Origin of the sequence: Mycobacterium angelicum, from assembly GCF_002086155.1 — a bacterium.
GTDB classification, from domain to species: Bacteria; Actinomycetota; Actinomycetes; order Mycobacteriales; family Mycobacteriaceae; genus Mycobacterium; species Mycobacterium angelicum.
Map to the genome: position 1 here is coordinate 38,442 of NZ_MVHE01000019.1, position 19,796 is coordinate 58,237.

Below are 19,796 nucleotides of genomic sequence, written 5' to 3' on the forward strand. Positions count from 1 at the left end.
AGGGCGCATTAGCCAGCGTGCCGATTGCACACAGTACGGCAGTACTCGCATACAGCACAGCGGAATTGGAGTTGCCGGCCCGGTGTCGGTGCCGCCGACACGGACGTGACGCACCCTTTGTTACGAAAGGGATTGCGCGCCACTACGATTCTGCTCGTCTTCGGCCAGCGCAAAGGCTGTGGCCTGGTCGAAGGTCATTGCGTCGCCTTGGCGCCAAGCGGCATCGAATTGCGCGGGGGTCAGCTGCTGGCGGGCGCGGCGCTCGAATTTCTCGTGGGACCCGCCTGCCTGGGTGAAGACACCCGTCGAGGCGCCGCACGCGCGAGATACCGCGCCGGCGGCTGCCATCAACACGACCGCACGATGCGGATCGTCCTGGGATCCCGCGACCCACGCCAAGGCATCGAGGAGTACCACGCTGTCCCACGGGTTGTTGATGAGTTGCGTCAATCGAAGACATTGCCGCAGTGGTGCTTCGGCGAGCTGCACCTCGCCCCGGCGCCACTGGTTGAACCCGACAAACGCCAACAGGCGCGACCGTTGCACGGAGTCGCCGACGGCATCGGCAAGGGCCAGCGCTTTTTCGAACCAGTCCAGTGCTTCGTCGTTGTCTTCCAATGTCTGGGCCATCCAGCCCAGCATCATCATCGACTGAACCCGCACCTCGAAGGCGTCGGTTGCATCCAGAGCCCAGTGATAGCAGTCGGCCGCGCGGTCAAGGTCGCCCCGGAGCATGCCGGCGTACCCATCGGCGACGTCGGTTCGAGCTCGTGCTTTCGGGTTGTCTGTCCCTTGAAGCAGGTTGCGTGCTTCAGCTACCCGGGCCTCGGTCGCGGCCATGTCCCCTTGTATGGCGGTGAGCCACGCCGCGTCGCAGAGCAGGCTGATCCGGGGCGCCGGGGGATTCTGCGGTGTCGCCGACAGTGTCTTTTCCACCCAGTGGCGCCCGTCTCTGAGCATTCCGGAGGTGGACCACATGGGGCGCAGGGCGGCGATCATTGCCACGGTGCTGGCAGGGGATTCGGACAGGGTGAATCCCAGGGCTTCGCGCAGGTTGGGCATTTCATCGGTGAGGCGGTGATACCACTGGATTTGGTGTGGTCCCCACCATTCGGTGTGGACCTGGTTGAGCAGTTGTTCATACCAGGTGGCGTGACGGCGGCGCAGCGCGTGATATTCGGCGTCGGACAGGCGCTCGCGGCCGTATTGGCGCACGGTGTCCAAGAGCCGGAAGCGCACGGTGGCGTTGTGGTCGATGCGAATCAGGATGGATTTGTCCACCAGCGCACACAATTGATCCAGGCACTGGCTCATGGTGTCGTCTGCCGAGGTCCCCGGGGCGTCGTCGCCTTCGGTGCTTTCCATGCTGAGGTGGTGGGCAGCGGGTAGGTCGAAGCTGCCGGCGAAGACCGATAGTTGGGCCCAAAGCTGTTGTTCGGCTTGGCTGCAACGTTCGTAGCTCCAGTCGATGCAGCAGGTCAGGGATTGTTGGCGGGTGGGTGCGCCGCGTCGTCCGCGGTTGAGCAGGGTGTAGCTGCGTGCGAGGTCGTCTGCGATGTGGTCGAGCGATAGGGCGCGAAGGCGTACGGCGGCCAGTTCGATGGCCAGGGGTACTCCTTCTAGTTGGGTGCAGATGCGGGCCACGGCGGGGCCGTTGTGGGCGGTTAGGGCGAAGCCGGGGACCGCGGCGCGGGCGCGTTCGACGAACAAGGTGATGGCGTCGTAGTCGGCCAGCGCGGAGAGGTTGAGGTCGTCGTCGGCGGTGGGGTAGGTCAGCGGGGCCAGGGTCAGTACTGCCTCGCCGGCGATGTTGAGGACTTCGCGGCTGGTGGTGATGACGTGCAGGGCCGGGCATTCGCGCAGCAGGGTGTCGACGAGTTTTGCCGCATCGTCGATGAGGTGTTCGCAGGTGTCGAGCACCAGCAGTGCGTGGCGGGGCTGCAGGAATTGCCGGAGCACCTCAGCCATCGGCCGCCCGGAGTGATCGCGCAGCCCCAGGGCGGTGGCGACGGTTTCGGCGAGGAGGTCCCCGGCGTGCAGATCGCCCAGTTCCACCAGCCAGACGCCGTCGTCAAAGTGGGTGCCCAGTTCGGTGGCGGCGTGGGTGGCCAGGGTGGTTTTGCCGACACCGCCGATTCCGGTCAGGGTGACCAGCCGTGACTGCTCGAGCAGCTCGCGCAGTTGGGTCAACTCGCCGTGGCGGCCGACCACTCCGGCGGGCAGGGTCGGGACCCGCCGCGTGCTGGCCGCGCGCGCGGGCGCCGGGCGGGTGCCGGGTGGGGAGGTGTCGTCGCTGCTGTGCAGGGCCATCTCGTCAACCGCGAGGCCGCGCTGGCGCTGGATTTGTTGCAGCGCTTGGCCTAGTTCCAGTGCCGAGGGGCGGTCGGTGGGTTCGCGGGCCATGGCGTGTTCGACGACGGCGGCTAGGTCGGTGGGGATGTCGTGTTCGTTGAGTTCGGCCAGTGGTTGGCTGCTGATGCGGATGAATTGGGCGATCATCTGTTCGCCGGCGCGGCGCTGGAAGGGGGCATGACCGGTCAGGGCGGTGAACAAGGTGGCGCCCAGGCTATAGACGTCTGAAGCCGCGGTGGGGGATTGGCCGGTGAGGATTTCGGGGGCGGTGAACGCCGGGGAGCCGGCCAGCGCGCCGGTCTCGGTGCGCAGGCCCGTTGCGGTGCGCGCGATGCCGAAGTCCCCTAATGCGGGTTCTCCGTAATCGGTGAGCAAGATGTTGGCCGGCTTGATATCGCGGTGCACGATGGCCACCCGGTGTGCTGATTCCACGGCACCGGCAATCTTGACCCCGACCCGCAATACTTCTTCGAATCCCAGCACGCCCAGGCGGGCGATACGGCCCTGCCAAGCACCTTGCCCGCAGTAGGGCATCACCAAAAACAAACGGCCGCTGGCGGTTTGGCCGACCTGTAGCACCGTCACGATATTGGGATGGCCGGTCAGCCGGGCCATTGCCTGCTGCTCACGAACAAAGCGGGCCCGATCATCGGCAAACTGAGCGGTCAGTACCTTGACCGCGACCACCCGCGCTAAAGCCTGCTGCACACAGCGATACACCACCCCAAGCCCGCCCTGGCCAACCTGCACCGCCTCGCTGAACCCCGCCGCAGCCAACTCCGACACCACATCCGACGGTGTTGTTGTCCCCCGACCAATCTGGGTACCGAGCGTGGCAAACACCATAAGAACTCCCATGATCCAGCCCAGGGCGCATTAGCCAGCAACATGCCGATTGCACACAGTACGGCAGTACTCGCATACAGTACAGCGGTATTGGAATTGAGGCTTGCGCTGCGCGCTGCTCGGTTCCAGGGATGAGGACTTGCGAGCCCGTGCGGCGGCGCCGTCGACGCGGCCATTAGCCGGCGTGCAGATCCGCCTCGGCAACATCAGACATCGTTCGCGCGATGCCGTCGTTCCCCTCGACAAACTGGAATAGGTTGCGCGCGTCCGCCAGCCAGTCCATTGCCATCGCGGTGTCTCCGCTCTGGAAGGCGAGGTGCGCGGCGGTGAACAGTGCCCGGATGCGCTGCACGCTGGGTTTGGGGGAGGTGGCCGCCAGGGCACGATTCGCCCATTGGCTGCCCTCGGCCACCATCGCCTGCTGGATCCAGAACCGGCGTATGGCGGCGGCCATCTCTACCGCCATCTCCGGGCAATCGGTCAGGCTGAACTGCAGTGCTTCCCGGATGTTGGGCAGTTCGCGGGTGAGGCGCAGGATCCAGTGAAGTTGTTGGGGGCCAAACCATTGCTCCTCGGCTTCGGAGAGCACCTGGTGATACCACGTGGCGTGGCGTCGAGCCAGTCGCGTGCGCTCGTCGCCGGCGATGTGCCCAAGTCCGTAGTCGCGCAGTGTTTCCAATAGCCGATAGCACACGATGCCGTCATTTTCGGTGCGTATCAGGATTGATTTGTCGACCAATGTAGAAAGCAGGTCAAGGAATTCGCTGGCGGGCAGGTCCGCGCCACTGACATATTGGGCGGCCGGCAGGTCGAAGTTGCCGGCGAATAGCGATAGTCGCGCCCATACTCGTTGCTCGTCTTGGGTGCACAGGTCGTAGCTCCGTTCGATGCAGCACGCCAGGGACCGCTGATCGGGGGCGCTGCCGACGCTCAACAATGCATACCCGTCGCGCAGTTCATCTGCGATCTGCTCTACCGACATGGCTGGAAGCCGTGCAGCCGCCAGCTCGATGCCCAACGGCAGCCCGTCCAGGCGGGCGCAGATGCCCGCTACCGCGGCGGCATTGTGCTCGGTGAGCGCAAACTCCGGCACCGCGGCGCGGGCGCACTGAACAAACAACCTGACCGCGTCGTAGCCGGCCAGGTCCCCCAGGCCGGGCTCATCGTGAGTGCTGGGGCCATCAAGCGGAGAGAGCGCCAGCACCGCCTCACCACCGACCGCCAGTACCTCGCGGCTGGTTGCCACGATGTGCAGCCGTGGGCAGTGCCGCAACAAGGTGTCGACCAGGTTGGCTGCCTCATTGACGACCTGTTCACAGTTGTCCACGAGGATCAGCGCCCATCGCCGGTCGAGAACCTCGATCAGCGTCTCGATCGGCGCCCGGGCCGGCTGATTGGGCACCCCCAACGTTGCGGCTACCAGGTCGGCCAGCTGCGACCCGTCGCGCACGTCGCCCAAATCCACCCGCCACACCGCATCGGGGTGGTCGGCACTCAGCTGGTGTGCGGCATGCCTGGCCAGGCTGGTCTTGCCGACCCCGCCGGTGCCGGTAACCGTCACCAAACGGGAGCACTCCAACAACTCGTGCAGCCGTGCCAGCTCAGCCGCACGGCCCACCATTGCGTTCGGCGGCGATGGCAACCTGTCATCCGTTCCCCGCCTGGGCCCCGATGGGCGCGAAATGCGCGCATGTGACCTGTCGCTGCCCTCACGGTCGTACAGGACCATGTCGTCGACGTTCAGGCCGTGCCGGGCCTGGAGCTGCTGCAGTTGTTGGCCTAATTCGAGGGCCGACGGCCGGTTGTTGGGGTCATGGGCCATTGCCTGCTCGATAATCGCGGCAAAGTCGGCGGGGATGCCGTGCTCACGCAGATCGGGCAGGTGTTGGCTGGCGATGCGGACGAACTGCGCCATCAACTGCTCGCCGTTACGCCGTTCAAAGGCCGCGTGACCTGTTAACCCGGTGAAGAGGCTCGCTCCGAGACCGTAAACATCCGAAGCCTCGCTGGGCGCTGCATCGCCGAATAGCTCGGGGGCGGTAAAGGCCGGCGACCCCTGGAATACACCGGTAGCCGTTTTGAACCCCGACTTGGTGCGGGCGATTCCGAAATCACTCAGGGCCGGCTGACCGTAATCCGTAGAAAGAATGTTTGCCGGCTTGACGTCGCGGTGAATGATTCCCGCCCGGTGCGCGCACTCCAGCGCTCCGGCGATCTTGACGCCTACTCGCGATACTTCCTCGATATCCAGCGTCCCCACCCGGGCAATCCGCTCCTGCCAGCACCCCGACCCGCAATACGGCATCACCAGGAACGGATTGCCGCTGGCCGTTTGGCCCACCTGCAATACCGCCATGATGTTGGGATGGGCCGTTAGGGTCGCCATCGCCTGCTGTTCGCGGGCGAACCGCGCTTGATCCTCTTGACATACAACGGTCAGAACCTTGACGGCTACGACCCGATCCAACGCCACCTGAATGCAGCGGTAGACGGTGCCGAACCCACCCCGGCCAACCTCGACCGCACCGTCGAACCCCGCCGCGGCCAACTCGGCGGCGACGCCGAAGCCACCGGCGCCCTGACCCGCAGATTCATGTTGCGTATCAGCGAGGTTCGGATCCATCCACCAACCCCGAGATCCAACCAACTCGTCGAGCGCAGCGCGGAATAGCTCGACAAGCCGAGGAATATAGGCGCACCACATCGGCATATTACTGCTTTATGGGTCGGCATTGTAATTGCATATTTCTGCGAATTCAGGATCGCGCGAGAAGGCGTTACCTGCGTCAGTGACGACCTCGCCCGGGCTCGATAGCGCCACCGCGGGTGCTCGGCAGATTCAACCCTGGCCAGCATCCGCCGACCCAAAGGTCAATGTCGGGCCTGATACGGATGTGACACAAGATAACTTATGGGGCTAATGTTACGGCGCGCCTCCTCGCCCTGACCGTGGTTCACCGACAGAATCGCCCCCATGAAGATGTCAGGGCTTCTATCTCGTAGCACTCCTCGGCCGGGCCTGATCGGCACCGCTCGAGTGGACCGGAACATCGACCGTCTACTGCGCCGGGTCTGCCCCGGCGACATCGTGGTGCTCGACATCCTGGACCTGGATCGCATCACCGCCGACGCCCTCGTCGAAGCCGACATCGCCGCGGTAGTCAACGCATCGCCGTCGGTTTCCGGCCGCTATCCCAACCTCGGTCCCGAGGTGCTGGTCAACAACGGCGTCACCCTGATCGACGAGACCGGTCCCGAGATCTTCAAGAAGGTCAAAGACGGCGCCAAGATCCGGCTGCACGAAGGTGGGGTGTACGCCGGTGATCGCCGACTGGTCCGCGGCACCGAGCGCACCGACCACGACATCGCCGACCTCATGCGGGAGGCCAAGAGCGGACTGGCGGCTCACCTGGAAGCCTTCGCCGGCAACACAATTGAGTTCATCCGCAGCGAGAGCCCGCTGCTGATCGACGGAATCGGCATTCCGGACATCGACGTCGACATGCGTCGCCGGCATGTGGTGATCGTCTCCGACGAGGACAGCGCCGCCGATGATCTGAAGTCCCTCAAACCGTTCATCAAGGAGTACCAACCGGTGCTGGTAGGAGTCGGCTCGGGGGCCGACACCCTGCGTAAGGCGGGCTACCGGCCGCAGCTGATCGTCGGCGACCCCGACCAGATCAGCACCGAAGTCCTCAAGTGCGGCGCGCAGGTGGTCCTGCCCGCCGACGCCGACGGCCATGCCCCCGGCCTGGAACGCATCCAGGACCTCGGTGTCGGGGCCATGACCTTCCCGGCCGCCGGCTCGGCCACCGACCTGGCGCTGCTGCTGGCCGACCATCACGGCGCCGCATTGCTGGTCACGGCGGGTCACACCGCCAACATCGAGACCTTCTTCGACCGCACCCGCACCCAGAGCAACCCATCGACCTTCCTGACCAGGCTGCGGGTAGGGGAGAAGCTGGTCGACGCCAAGGCCGTCGCCACCTTGTACCGCAACCACATCTCGGCCGGGGCCATCGCGCTGCTGGCGCTGACCATGCTGATCGCCATCATCGTGGTGCTGTGGGTCTCGCGCTCCGACGGCGTGGTCTGGCACTGGATCATCGACTACTGGAATCGCTTCACCCTTTGGGTGCAGAACCTGGTCAGCTAGGGCGGTGCGCTGATGATCTCGTTACGCCAACATGCGATCTCGCTTGCCGCCGTCTTCTTGGCGCTGGCCATCGGGGTGGTGCTGGGGTCCGGCTTCTTCTCGGACACCCTGCTGTCGACGTTGCGTAACGAGAAGCGCGACCTGGCCGGCCAAATCAGCAGCCTCAACGACCAGCGCAACGCGCTCAACGAAAAGCTCAGTGCGGCAAACAATTTCGATTCCCAGGTGCTGGGACGGATCGTGCACGACGCGCTGGCCGGCAAGTCGGTGGTGCTTTTCCGTACCCCCGATGCCAAGGACGACGACGTAGCCGAGGTGTCGAAAATCATTGCCAAGGCCGGGGGTTCGGTCACCGGGACGGTATCGCTGACCCACGAGTTCGTGGAAGCCAACTCCGCGGAGAAGCTGCGCTCGGTGGTGAACTCGTCCATCCTGCCGGCCGGCAGTCAGCTCAGCACCAAGCTCGTCGACCAGGGTTCGCAGGCCGGTGATCTGCTCGGCATCGCGTTGATGATCAACCCCAAGCCCGATGCCCCCGCCGTCGAAGACAGTCAGCGTGACACGGTCCTGGCGGCGCTGCGCGAAACCGGCTTCATCACCTATCAGCCCGCCGACCACATCGGGGCCGCCAACGCCGCGATCATTGTCACCGGCGCAGGGCTGCCGGCCGACGCCGGCAATCAAGGGGTCAGCGTGGCGCGGTTCGCCGCGGCGCTGGCGCCCCACGGTTCGGGCACCGTGCTGGCCGGGCGAGACGGCTCGGCGACCGGTAGCGCCGCCGTCGCCGTGGCGCGCGCCGACGCCGGCATGGCCGCGGCCGTCAGCACCATCGACGACGTGGACGCCGAGCCGGGACGCATCACCGCGATCCTGGCTCTGCATGACCTGATCAACGGCGGCCACACCGGTCAATACGGCACCGGTCACGGGGCAACTTCGGTCACTGTGCCCCAGTAGGGCGTGTTCTCCGCGGTGTGGCGCCGTGGATGTTAGGGTGGGTTTCCGTGGGTCGGCAGGCCCAGCTAGATCGGCTACCACAAGTCATGCCCTGCCCGTCTTCACGGAGGTCGCCCTGTTGCGTAAGCACCCGCACACCGCCACCAAGCACCTCTTCGTCAGCGGCGGTGTCGCTTCCTCCCTTGGCAAGGGACTGACTGCCAGCAGCCTTGGGCAGTTGCTCACCGCGCGCGGGTTGCACGTGACGATGCAGAAGCTCGACCCGTACCTCAACGTCGACCCGGGCACCATGAACCCGTTCCAGCACGGCGAGGTCTTCGTCACCGAGGACGGCGCCGAAACCGACCTTGACGTCGGTCACTACGAGCGGTTCCTGGATCGCGATCTGTCCGGTTCGGCGAATGTGACTACCGGCCAAGTGTATTCAACGGTCATCGCCAAGGAACGCCGCGGCGAATACCTCGGCGACACGGTTCAGGTGATCCCGCACATCACCGACGAGATCAAGCGGCGCATCCTGGCGATGGCCGAACCGGACGCGAACGGCCACCGGCCCGATGTCGTCATAACCGAGATCGGCGGCACCGTCGGCGACATCGAATCACAGCCCTTTCTGGAGGCGGCCCGCCAGGTCCGGCATTATCTTGGCCGCGAGGACGTCTTCTTCCTGCACGTGTCGCTGGTGCCCTACCTGGCCCCGTCCGGCGAACTCAAGACCAAACCGACGCAGCACTCGGTGGCGGCGCTGCGCAGCATCGGTATCACTCCAGACGCACTGATCCTGCGTTGCGATCGGGACGTTCCCGAAGCGCTGAAGAACAAGATCGCCCTGATGTGTGACGTCGACATCGACGGCGTGATCTCGACGCCGGACGCGCCGTCGATCTATGACATCCCGAAGGTGCTGCACCGTGAGGAACTCGACGCGTTCGTGGTCCGCCGGCTCAACCTGCCATTCCGCGATGTCGACTGGACCGAGTGGGACGACCTGCTGCGCCGCGTTCACGAACCGCAGGAGACGGTACGAATCGCGTTGGTGGGCAAGTACGTTGAGTTGTCCGACGCCTACCTGTCGGTCAGCGAGGCGTTGCGCGCCGGCGGATTCAAGCACCGGGCCAAGGTCGAAATCCGTTGGGTGGCCTCCGACGACTGCGAGACGCCCAGCGGAGCCGCGACCACCCTGGGCGACGTGCACGGAGTGCTGATTCCCGGCGGGTTCGGCATCCGGGGCATCGAGGGCAAGATCGGTGCCATCTCCCACGCGCGGGCGCGTGGTTTACCGGTGCTGGGGTTGTGCCTGGGTCTGCAGTGCATCGTGATCGAGGCGGCGCGCTCGGTCGGTCTCACCGAAGCCAACTCGGCCGAATTCGAACCGGGTACACCGGATCCGGTCATCTCGACGATGGCCGACCAGGAACACATCGTCGCCGGTGAGGCCGATCTGGGCGGAACCATGCGACTGGGCGCCTATCCCGCGGTGCTGCAGCCGGATTCGATTGTGGCCCAGGCGTATCAGGCAACGCAGGTGTCCGAACGGCATCGGCACCGCTACGAGGTGAACAACGCCTATCGAGACAAGCTGGCCGAAAGCGGGCTGAGAATTTCTGGGACCTCACCTGACGGGCATCTGGTGGAGTTCGTCGAATATCCGCCGGATCGGCACCCGTTCGTCGTCGGCACCCAGGCCCACCCGGAGTTGAAGAGCCGGCCTACCCGGCCGCACCCGCTGTTCGTCGCGTTCGTCGGCGCGGCCATCGATTACAAGGCGGGCGAACTGCTGCCCGTCGAGATTCCCGAGCAGCACGTGTCCAACGGGAGCCAGCATCGAGACGGCGCTCGCGACGAGATCGCCCAGCCGCTAGCCGAACCGGCTGCCCGTGGCTGAGCACGTCTTCGAGACGACGTCGTCCGAAACGCTTTATCGCGGAAACATTTTCGCCCTGCGCCGGGATGAGGTGCGGATGCCGGGCGACACCATTGCGGTGCGCGAGGTGATCGAACATTACGGCGCGGTGGCCATCGTCGCGATGGACGACGAGAACAACGTTCCGATGATCTATCAATACCGCCATGCGTTCGGTCGACGGCTATGGGAGTTGCCCGCGGGGCTGCTCGATGCCGCGGGTGAACCACCCCACCTCACGGCCGCCCGCGAGCTGCAGGAGGAGGTGGGCCTGCAAGCCAGTACTTGGCAGGTGCTGGTCGATCTCAATTCCGCGCCCGGCTTCAGCGACGAGTCGGTGCGCGTGTTTCTGGCCACCGGGCTGACCCACGTCGACCGGCCGGAGTCGCACCACGAAGAAGCCGATATGACCATGCGCTGGTTTCCCATCGCAGAGGCGGTCCAGCGGGTGCTGGCCGGCGAGGTCATCAATGCCATTGCGGTCGCCGGAATTCTCGCCGCCCAGGCGGTCGCGAACGGCGTCGCTGCGGCGCGCCCCTTGGACACCCCATGGATCGACAAGCCGGGTGCGTTCGCCGCGCGCAAGGCCTCGCAATGACGCTTGCGCTCGAGACTCAGATGCAGGGCTACCTCGACCATCTGACCATCGAGCGCGGCGTCGCGGCGAACACGTTGAGCTCCTATCGCCGCGATCTGCGGCGCTACTCCAAGCATCTGGAAGACCGCGGGATCAGCGACCTGGCCAAAGTCGGCGAGGACGATGTCAGCGAGTTTCTGGTGGCGCTGCGCCGCGGAGATCCCGAATCCGGATCGGTGGCGCTTTCGGCGGTGTCGGCGGCTCGGGCGCTGATCGCGGTGCGCGGACTGCACCGCTTCGCCGCCGCCGAAGGGCTGGCCGAACTCGACGTGGCGCGGGCCGTGCGGCCACCCACGCCGGGCCGGCGGTTGCCCAAGAGCCTCACCATCGACGAGGTGCTGGCGCTACTGGAGGGCGCCGGGGGCGACGACGCGGCCGACGGACCGCTCACCCTGCGTAACCGGGCGTTGCTGGAACTGCTGTATTCCACCGGGGCGCGGATATCCGAAGCCGTCGGCCTCGACGTCGACGACATCGACACGCACGCACGCTCGGCGCTGTTGCGCGGCAAGGGCGGCAAGCAGCGGCTGGTGCCGGTGGGACGTCCCGCCGTGCACGCATTGGATGCCTACCTGGTGCGGGGACGTCCGGACCTGGCGCGGCGCGGGCGCGGTACCGCGGCGATCTTTCTCAATGCGCGCGGCGGGCGGCTGTCGCGCCAAAGCGCCTGGCAGGTCCTGCAGGACGCGGCCGAGCGGGCCGGCATCACCTCGGGCGTCTCGCCGCACATGCTGCGGCACTCGTTTGCCACCCATCTGCTCGAGGGCGGCGCCGACGTGCGGGTGGTGCAGGAGTTACTGGGCCACGCCTCGGTCACCACCACGCAGATCTACACCCTGGTCACCGTGCACGCGCTGCGTGAGGTGTGGGCCGGAGCCCATCCGCGGGCCCAATAGCTCGAGCCAATCGCGTCCATCGCCGGTCTGGCCCGTGGTCGTGACGTTGTTGATGCCCACCGCCATTCGCCAGACGGAACACCGCGCGGGGCGAGACGCGCTTTGCGACTCATTCATTTTCAAGGTTACGCACAGCTTTCATTGACCTCCCGGGAAGGCAGACCGGATGTACGATCTTTTGCTTAAGAAATCAGTTCGACGAAGCTGAGGATCCTGCGATGGACGATGACGGCAGCACTGCGGGTAAGCGCTGCGGTCTTTGGCTTACCGGGGCCCGTGGTTCGGTGGCGACCACCTCGATCGTCGGCTTGTATGCACTGAGCGCCGGCCTGATCCCCGACACCGGCTGCGTGACCGCGACGCCTGACTTTGCTGACGCGCATTTGCCGAAGCTTGCGGATTTCGTGGTAGCCGGGCGCGACATCTCCACCACGCCCTTGGTGAAGCGCGCCGAAATGTTGGTCGAAGCGGGGCTGTTGCCGCCTGGGGTGGTGGCCGCGGTCAACGATCGACTCGCGGCTACCGACGATGAGATCGTCGGACCCTCGTGCATGGCGACCGCGGACCCGGCCAGCGCTGGCGCCGCTACCCAGGCGGAACTGGTCGATCGGCTCAGCGATGCGATGGCTTCGTTCATATCGGGGCACTCGCTGGACGTGTTGGTCGTCATCGACGTGGCCTCCACCCAGCCACCCGTGATCGACATGCCGGAATTCCACGACGCCGAGCTGCTCCTGCCGGGGCTGGCCGAGCCCAACCGCATCGTGCTACCGGCGAGCGGCCTGACCGCCCTTGCCGCGATACGCAATGGCGCCGCATATGCCTGCTTCACACCGTCGCCGACGCTGGGCCTGCCCGCGTTGCGCAGCCTGGCCGACGACGCCGGCGTTCTTTACGCCGGGCAGGACGCCAAGACCGGTCAAACCCTGCTGCGCACGGTGTTGGCGCCGATGTTCGCTAGCCGCGCGATGGCCGTCCACTCGTGGTCGGGAACCAACCTGCTGGGCGGTGGGGATGGCGCCACGCTGGCCGATCCGGTGGCAGTACAGTCCAAGCTCGCCAGTAAACAACGCGGCATCCAGCAGATGCTCGGTGGCGGCGTGACCGCTCCACTGCACATCGACTATGTGCCCGACCTCGGCGAAACCAAAGTCGCATGGGATTACATCCATGCCACCGGATTTCTCGGCGGCCAGATCACGCTGCAAACAATTTGGTCGGCACCGGATTCCGCCTTGGCGGCGCCGTTGGTTCTCGACGTTGCGCGCCTGTTGGCGATGGGCCGCTTGCACGGCACGCGCGGCGTCGTCCCGGAGCTGGGCTTCTTCTTCAAGGAACCGTGGGGGTCTGAAACGCATTCACTCGCAGCGCAATACGACGCGCTGGTGCAGTGGAGCACGTCGTTTTCGGCTGGCCGGTGAAGGTCAAGGCTTATCTCGGCCTGATGCGGGCGCCTGCCGCGCTGACAGTTCTCGGTGATACGGCCGTGGGGGCCATTTGGGCGGGCCGCCCGCTCTCGGGGCGGCGGCTCGCGCTGCCGCTGGCCTCGGCACTGTTGTATTGGAGCGGCATGGTGCTCAACGACTGGGCCGACCGGCGGCGCGACGCCGTCGAGCGGCCCGAGCGGCCCATTCCGTCCGGAGAGGTCTCGCCCGGCGCGGCGCTGTCGCTTGCGACGGGATTGGCGGCGGCAGGTGTCGCGACGGCGACCGCGGTCAGCGGCCGGCACGGGCTGGCCGCGGCCGGCCGAATCATGTTGTGCGTCACGGCCTATGACGTGGTTGCCAAGGACACCGCCATCGGACCGCTGGTCATGTCGGGCTGCCGCTTTTTCGATGTCATGCTCGGTGCCGGTCCGGGTTATCGGGCCGCGCTTGTTCCGGCGTCGGTGATCGGGCTGCACACCACCGCAATCACGGTGCTTTCCCGCAGTGAGGTGACGGGCGCCGAACGCAGCCTGCCGGCGGTCGTCGGCGCAATGGGCGGTGCCGTCGCCACCTCGGCGATGGTGAGCACCGCAGGGTACCGGGCCGCACCGGCCGGGGCGGTCTACCTGTGGTCGTTTGGCCCGGGCCTGTGGCAGGCGTGGCAGCAGCCCAGCGCGGAGGTGATCCGTGCGGCCGTGCGCAACGGTATCGCGTCGATGATCGCCGTGCAGGCGATGCTGGCGGCACGTTCTCGGCTGACCATGCTGGCCTTGAGCGGACTCGCAATTGGATTGCGGCTGAAGGTTTCTGCGCCAAAACCCACCGAGGTGACCTGATGCACATTGGCTACAACACCAATAGTCTGGCCGACCATCCACTGGCCGACGCGCTCGGCTTGATCGCCGACGAGGGCTATACCGCGGTGGCGCTGACGGTCGGCTATCCCCACGTGCGCCCCTTCGACTCCGACCTCGGTTCCCAACTGGGTGCCCTTCGGGCGCTGCTGGACAGCTACGGGCTCAAGGTGGCCATCGAAACGGGTGCGCGCTATCTGCTGGATCCGCGTAACAAACACAAACCCTCGCTGGTGGACATCGCCGGTGAGGCACGAGTCGAATTCATGCGCCGGGCCATCGATATCGCCGCCGACCTGGGGGCCACCTGTGTCTCGCTGTGGTCGGGCTACGCGGTCAGCCACAGCGACCCCGCCACCACCCGTGAGCTGTTGCTGAGCCGTCTTGCACAGGTCGTGGATTACGCGGACCGCAAGGCGGTCACGCTGGGCTTCGAGCCAGAACCCGGCATGTTCGTCGAGACGGTGGCACAAGCCCGCGACGTATGCCGGGCGCTGGGCGATCCTGCGCGCCTTGGCATCACGCTGGACGTCGGCCATTGTGTGATGACCGAGCCGGCCGGGGCCGCGGCGGCGATCGCCGACTTGGGCGACAAACTGGTCAACGTGCATCTGGACGACATGACGCCGCTCAAACACGAACATCTCGAATTCGGCGACGGCGATCTCGATCTCGGGTCAGTGCTGGATGCCTTGCGCGGCAGCGGTTTCGGCGGGGTCGCCTCCGTCGAGTTGCCCCGACATTCACACGACGCACCGAATGTGGTGCGCCGCAGCATGTCGGCGATAAAGCTGGCCGGGCTGCCCGTGCAGGCGAGGTCGTGGATCGCTAAGGCCTCAGCCGAGATCGGGCGCGCTCCCGACAAGGTCGTGGAACTGTTCCCCGGGGCCACCCGCGGTGTCGGCGGATCAAGCGACGCCGTGCTGCTGGCCCGGGAAAAGCTGTTCAGCACTTTGGTGGCCGAAAACGATTCCGTCGCGGCCCCGCTTATCGAGAAGCTCTACCGCTGGGGCGACAGCGACGAACGTCTGGCCGTGCTACGCGGGTTGGAGATCGCGGCACTGAACGGCCAACCCGGACCCGAGGCATGCAGCACGGGTGTGGCCCTGGTCGAAGACGCGTTGCGCTGCAACGAGCCCCGGCTGGTGGGCGCGGCCCTCGGCGGGTTTGCCGCCCGCTACCTGTCTCAGCACGCCTGGCGGCACGGAGTGATGAAGCTCGTTTTCATGGAGGTGCCGCTGCAGGCGGTAGCCGGCTTGCACAACCGGGCCGATGCAGAATTGGGCCGCATGGCCAACGATTACGTCAACGAACGCCGTGCGGCCGGTCGTTCGGTGTCTGACGACGTGACGATGCTGCAACGCCTTACCGCGACAGAGACGGAGGTTGCGACGTGAGAATCTTTGACCCCCATATCCATATGACCTCGCGGACCACCGATGACTACGAGCAGATGTATGCCGCCGGCGTCCGCGCCCTGGTCGAACCGGCATTCTGGCTCGGCCAGCCCCGCACCGACGCCGCGTCGTTCATCGACTATTTCGACAGCCTGATCGGCTGGGAGCGGTACCGCGCTTCGCAATTCGGCATCGCGCACAACTGCACGATCGCGCTCAATCCCAAGGAAGCCAACGACAGCCGCTGCCGGCCGATACTCGAGCACATACCGCGCTACTTGTCCAAGGCCGGTGTCGTCGCCGTCGGCGAAATTGGCTACGACTCCATGACGCCCGACGAAACGGCGGTATTCGAAACACAATTGGAGATGGCCGCCGAGCGCGAACTGCCCGCACTCGTGCACACACCGCATCGTGACAAACTCGGCGGGACGATAGCCAGCATCGATGTGGTCAAGCGCATCGGCATCGATCCGGGACTGGTATTGCTGGATCACCTGAACGAGGTGACCATCGAACCCGCGCTGGAAAGTGGTTGCTGGGCCGGCTTTTCGATCTATCCCGACACCAAGATGGACGAGGACCGCATGGTCGCCCTCATGCAGCGGTACGGCCTGGAACGGATCATCGTCAATTCCGCCGCCGATTGGGGCCGATCCGATCCGCTCAAGACGGCCAAGACGGCCGAAGCGATGCTGGCGGCGTCGTTCACCGAAGACGACGTCGATCGGGTGCTGTGGCGCAATCCCGTCGAGTTCTACGGCCAGAGCGGACAATTGCTGTTGTTGAGCGAGGAGCAGGAAGCCGCATTCGCCGGCAACACGATTCACCGCGGGGAAAAACGGTGATGCTGTCGTACTGCAGCAACGTCGTCGCCGCGGAGAGCCTGCAGCTGCTGGAGCACCAATTGTCGTCGGTGTTCGCTCCGGCACGCGAGCATGCCGGGGTGGCGCAACTCGGCGTCGGGCTGTGGCTGCCGGCTGCCACCGCGGCCCAACTCTGCGGCGATCGTCGGGCGCGCCGCCGGCTGGCCGCGATCCTGGCCGACAGCGGACTCGCCGTGGTCACCATGAACGCTTTCCCGTACGGAAAATTTCACGGCGATTCAGTCAAACACAAGGTGTACCAGCCTGATTGGACGACGCGAGAGCGACTGGAATACACGAAGAACTGCGCCCAGGTGCTCAGCGATCTGTTGGGCGATACCGGGCACGGCAGCATCTCGACGTTGCCGCTGGGTTGGAATGACCCATGGGACGACGCCGCCGATGCCCAAGCCCGCAACAATCTGGCCGCGCTGGCCGACGAGCTGCGCCGCATCGAGAATCGCACCGGCAACCGGATCAGGCTGGCGGTCGAACCCGAACCCGGCTGCGTCATCGGCTCGTGCGGCGACGCCATCGGCTGGTTCGGCCGCGCGGTCACGGCCGGTGACGTGGATTCCCGGTATGTGGGTGTGTGTCTGGACACCTGCCATTTGGCGGTGATGCACGAAGATCCCGCCGCGGTGTTATCGGGGCTGGGCGAGATCGGAATCGAGGTGGTAAAGATACAGGCCTCCAACGCAATTCAGATACACGATTTGGCCGCCGACGGGGTGGTCGAGGCGTTCGCGGAATTCGCCAACTCGCCGTATCTGCACCAGGTCAACGGTTTCGATGCGAGCGGCCGCCAGTGGTTCCGGGACGATCTGTCCTTTCAGGACCCCGCGATACCGCGCGAGGGCAGCGCCCGCGTGCACTATCACGTGCCGTTGCATGTGAGTCCGCCGGCGCCGCTGGGCAATACGTCGCATGTCCTCGCCGAGGTGATGGGCATGCTGGGCGATCTAGCCGGACCTGTCGACGTCGAAGTCGAAACCTACACTTGGGATGTGTTGCCGCCGTCGCTGCGCATGGGAAGCCTTGCCGAAGACATAGCCGCCGAGGTTCGCTGGCTGGACGAACTGATCTGTGTGCGGGATCCGGCATGACGCAACCCGTTCTGCTCATCAACGTCGTCGGCTTGACGCAGCCGCTGCTGCGGCACATGCCGAACCTGTCCGCACTGGCGGCCCGCGGCGCCATGACCCCGCTGAAGACGGTTTTCCCGGCGGTCACCTGCACGGTGCAATCGTCGATGGTCACCGGCCTGAGGCCGAACAAGCACGGAATCGTCGGAAACGGCTGGTATTTCCGCGATCTGGGTGAGGTGCTGCTGTGGCGGCAGAGCAACGCCCTAGTGGCGGGGGAGAAGGTATGGGAGACGGCGGCCGGGCGTTTCGAGGGGTACCGCTCGGCCAACGTCGGGTGGTGGTATGCGATGAACGCCAGCAACGACGTCATCGTCACGCCCCGCCCGGTCTATCACCAGGACGGCCGCAAGTCGCCGGACTGCTACGTCATTCCGCCGGATCTGCATGACATTCTGACCGAGAAGCTCGGCACCTTTCCCTTGTTCCAGTACTGGGGACCGACGGCGAATATCACCTCGTCGCGCTGGCTGGTGGATGCATCGATAGAGATCATCGAGCGCTATTCGCCCACCCTGCTCACCGCGTATATCCCGCACCTGGACTACGACTTTCAGCGCTACGGTCCGCGCTCACCGCTGGCGATTGCCGCCGCGGCGGACGTCGATGCGGCGCTGGCCCCGCTGCTCACGGTTGCCGCCGAGCGCGGCATGACCACCATCGTCGTCTCCGAGTACGGGATCGGGCCGGCCCACCAGCCGGTCGACATCAACCGTGCGCTCAGACGCGAGGGCTACCTCAACGTCTACACGCAGCAAGGCCGAGAATACTTGGACCCGTGGACATCTCGGGCCTTCGCCGTCGCTGACCACCAAGCCGCCCATATCTATGTGCGCGACGAAGCCGACATCGCAGCAGTAGCCGACCTCGTCAAAGGGCTCAGCGGGGTCGACGAGGTGCTTGATCGAGACAAGCAGCAGGCATTGGCAATCGATCACTCCCGCTCCGGTGAGCTGGTGGCGATCGCCGAACCGGGCGCGTGGTTCACCTACTACTACTGGCTCAACGACGAACGTGCACCGGAATTCGCCCCCTGCGTCGACATTCACCGCAAGCCCGGATATGACCCCGCCGAGTTGCTGATGAATCCCGACGATCGGGCCGTCAAGGCCAAAGCCGCTGCGGCACTGGTCAAAAAGGCGGTAGGCCTGCGCTACACCATGGGCGTCATTGCCCTCAACGGCAGGGGCGTCGGCGGCACCCATGGGCGGCTGCCGGACTCAGCCGAAGAGACCCCTGTCGTCATTACTTCCACCCCCGACCTGCTGGTCGATGCCTCGGTGCCATTGCCCGTCACCGCCGTACGCGACCTGGTGCTCAACGCCCATACATTCAAGAGATGATGGATATGTTGCCATCGAAACATGACCTTGAAACAGCCATTGCCGCGATGGCCAGCGTCGCCAAGTCCGACGGACTGTCGGAGGCAGACGAGAGGCTGCTGGAAGCGGCGAGCGTGTATCTCGGCGAGGACAAGATCGACTGGCGCGAGCTCGTCGACCGGAGGTTCGACGTCACTGCCGTGAGGTTCGAATCCGAAGTTGCCAAGCGCTGCTTGTTGTTTCTGATGACGGCTGCGATCTTCGCGAACGGCAAAGTTCGGCTGCCCAGAGTTCAGGCGAGCATAAAGATCGCGAAAGCGCTTGACTGCCATGACAAATTCCTGGACGACCTGCTCGACATAGCACGCGGACGCGAATTCATCGGCTCGATGCGCATCCGGGCCAAGCTCATGAGTAGCCACGGCACCTCGCCCCTTCAGGTGCTGAAAGGCTTTTGGGACAATATGTCCGGCTATCTCGGCTTTGCGACCGATCCGGTGCTGGCCGCGTCGTATTACAAGCTGGGACTGCTGGATCCGGGGTTACTCGGACGGGAGCTCTGGGCGCACTATGTTCGAAACAACCTGAGATTTCCCGGCGAGAAAGGCACGACGGGAGAGTTCATCGTCGGGCATGACGTGGCACATATCCTGTCCGCGTATTCGACGAAGCCCGCCGGTGAGCTTCTCGCCGGAGCGTTCTCGGCCGGGTACAAGGAGCGGAAGCCGTTTGCACCGTTGCTGCTGGTGCTGCTGCAGTTCCAGGCCGGCATAAAGATCGACTTCCGGGCCGAAGCGACCACCGGATACATCGACGCGCCCGGCTATATGGATGCTTTCCGGCGCGGTCTGGAATGCAACGTGGACCTCACCTTTGGAAGCTGGGATTGGCGGCTTTACGCCGAGGTACCCGTGGCCGAGCTTCGCGAGAAGCTGGCGATTCCGCCGCCAACGGCGCGGGCCATTGAGGGCGGCACCTATCCAGAGGTGCTGTAGCCTTCCATAGCCAAGCGACCGGCCGCTCCCAAGGAGATGAGAC

The 19,796-nt window shown here is 65.4% G+C and carries 14 protein-coding genes; 12 read left to right on the forward strand and 2 right to left on the reverse strand.

The genetic code is table 11. The features are described from left to right. Positions 1–120 precede the first annotated feature (120 nt). Together BST12_RS13975 and BST12_RS13980 are read right to left on the reverse strand one after the other, a co-directional pair. Complete coding sequence (locus tag BST12_RS13975; protein WP_083113760.1) at positions 121–3,198, reverse strand: protein kinase domain-containing protein; 3,078 nt, start codon at positions 3,196–3,198, stop codon at positions 121–123. A gap of 175 nt (positions 3,199–3,373) precedes the next feature. Beyond that, positions 3,374–5,821, reverse strand: coding sequence for a protein kinase domain-containing protein (locus BST12_RS13980; protein WP_170062124.1), 2,448 nt, complete (start codon positions 5,819–5,821; stop codon positions 3,374–3,376). 351 nt (positions 5,822–6,172) lie between these two features. On the opposite strand from BST12_RS13980, the gene steA reads away from it, so the two are divergent. The 12 genes from steA to BST12_RS14040 all read left to right on the forward strand — a co-directional run bounded on the left by steA (position 6,173) and on the right by BST12_RS14040 (position 19,753). Continuing rightward, positions 6,173–7,354 (forward strand): putative cytokinetic ring protein SteA, encoded by a 1,182-nt coding sequence (gene steA, locus BST12_RS13985; protein WP_083113725.1) that lies wholly within the window; start codon positions 6,173–6,175, stop codon positions 7,352–7,354. A 12-nt stretch (positions 7,355–7,366) separates the two neighbouring features. Then, on the forward strand, positions 7,367–8,311 hold the full coding sequence (locus BST12_RS13990) for a copper transporter (protein WP_083113726.1): 945 nt from the start codon (positions 7,367–7,369) through the stop codon (positions 8,309–8,311). A gap of 118 nt (positions 8,312–8,429) precedes the next feature. Continuing rightward, positions 8,430–10,196, forward strand: a complete 1,767-nt coding sequence (locus BST12_RS13995) for a CTP synthase (RefSeq protein ID WP_083113727.1) — start codon at positions 8,430–8,432, stop codon at positions 10,194–10,196. Continuing rightward, positions 10,189–10,812 (forward strand): NUDIX domain-containing protein, encoded by a 624-nt coding sequence (locus tag BST12_RS14000; RefSeq protein WP_083113728.1) that lies wholly within the window; start codon positions 10,189–10,191, stop codon positions 10,810–10,812. The genes BST12_RS13995 and BST12_RS14000 overlap by 8 nt, the downstream gene beginning before the upstream one ends. Next, a complete protein-coding gene (gene xerD / locus BST12_RS14005; RefSeq protein ID WP_083113729.1) occupies positions 10,809–11,747 on the forward strand; it encodes a site-specific tyrosine recombinase XerD in 939 nt (312 codons plus the stop codon). Before BST12_RS14000 ends, xerD begins: the two co-directional genes overlap by 4 nt. A gap of 218 nt (positions 11,748–11,965) precedes the next feature. Then, on the forward strand, positions 11,966–13,168 hold the full coding sequence (locus tag BST12_RS14010) for an inositol-3-phosphate synthase (protein ID WP_083113730.1): 1,203 nt from the start codon (positions 11,966–11,968) through the stop codon (positions 13,166–13,168). Next, complete coding sequence (locus tag BST12_RS14015) at positions 13,138–14,010, forward strand: SCO3242 family prenyltransferase (RefSeq protein WP_245850298.1); 873 nt, start codon at positions 13,138–13,140, stop codon at positions 14,008–14,010. Before BST12_RS14010 ends, BST12_RS14015 begins: the two co-directional genes overlap by 31 nt. Continuing rightward, positions 14,010–15,425: an EboA domain-containing protein gene (locus tag BST12_RS14020; protein ID WP_083113731.1), complete on the forward strand. Its 1,416-nt coding sequence runs from the start codon at positions 14,010–14,012 to the stop codon at positions 15,423–15,425. Before BST12_RS14015 ends, BST12_RS14020 begins: the two co-directional genes overlap by 1 nt. After that, the gene (locus tag BST12_RS14025; RefSeq protein ID WP_083113732.1) at positions 15,422–16,273 is read left to right on the forward strand and encodes a TatD family hydrolase; all 852 of its coding nucleotides are present in this window, start codon (positions 15,422–15,424) and stop codon (positions 16,271–16,273) included. Before BST12_RS14020 ends, BST12_RS14025 begins: the two co-directional genes overlap by 4 nt. Beyond that, positions 16,273–17,397: a metabolite traffic protein EboE gene (eboE, locus tag BST12_RS14030; protein ID WP_083113733.1), complete on the forward strand. Its 1,125-nt coding sequence runs from the start codon at positions 16,273–16,275 to the stop codon at positions 17,395–17,397. The genes BST12_RS14025 and eboE overlap by 1 nt, the downstream gene beginning before the upstream one ends. Next, entirely contained in the window at positions 17,394–18,779 is a 1,386-nt protein-coding gene (locus BST12_RS14035) for an alkaline phosphatase family protein (RefSeq protein WP_083113734.1), read from the forward strand. Before eboE ends, BST12_RS14035 begins: the two co-directional genes overlap by 4 nt. Next, a complete protein-coding gene (locus tag BST12_RS14040) occupies positions 18,776–19,753 on the forward strand; it encodes a hypothetical protein (protein WP_083113735.1) in 978 nt (325 codons plus the stop codon). Before BST12_RS14035 ends, BST12_RS14040 begins: the two co-directional genes overlap by 4 nt. Positions 19,754–19,796: the final 43 nt, after the last annotated feature.

Excerpts from the sequence above, each read along its gene's own strand:
- BST12_RS14035 (WP_083113734.1), top strand. The coding sequence starts at position 17,394 with ATGACGCAACCCGTTCTGCTCATCAACGTCGTCGGCTTGACGCAGCCG.
- eboE (WP_083113733.1), top strand. The coding sequence starts at position 16,273 with ATGCTGTCGTACTGCAGCAACGTCGTCGCCGCGGAGAGCCTGCAGCTG.
- BST12_RS13980 (WP_170062124.1), bottom strand. The coding sequence starts at position 5,821 with ATGGATCCGAACCTCGCTGATACGCAACATGAATCTGCGGGTCAGGGC.
- BST12_RS14020 (WP_083113731.1), top strand. The coding sequence starts at position 14,010 with ATGCACATTGGCTACAACACCAATAGTCTGGCCGACCATCCACTGGCC.
- BST12_RS14040 (WP_083113735.1), top strand. The coding sequence starts at position 18,776 with ATGATGGATATGTTGCCATCGAAACATGACCTTGAAACAGCCATTGCC.
- BST12_RS13975 (WP_083113760.1), bottom strand. The coding sequence starts at position 3,198 with ATGGTGTTTGCCACGCTCGGTACCCAGATTGGTCGGGGGACAACAACA.
- steA (WP_083113725.1), top strand. The coding sequence starts at position 6,173 with ATGAAGATGTCAGGGCTTCTATCTCGTAGCACTCCTCGGCCGGGCCTG.
- xerD (WP_083113729.1), top strand. The coding sequence starts at position 10,809 with ATGACGCTTGCGCTCGAGACTCAGATGCAGGGCTACCTCGACCATCTG.
- BST12_RS14010 (WP_083113730.1), top strand. The coding sequence starts at position 11,966 with ATGGACGATGACGGCAGCACTGCGGGTAAGCGCTGCGGTCTTTGGCTT.
- BST12_RS13990 (WP_083113726.1), top strand. The coding sequence starts at position 7,367 with ATGATCTCGTTACGCCAACATGCGATCTCGCTTGCCGCCGTCTTCTTG.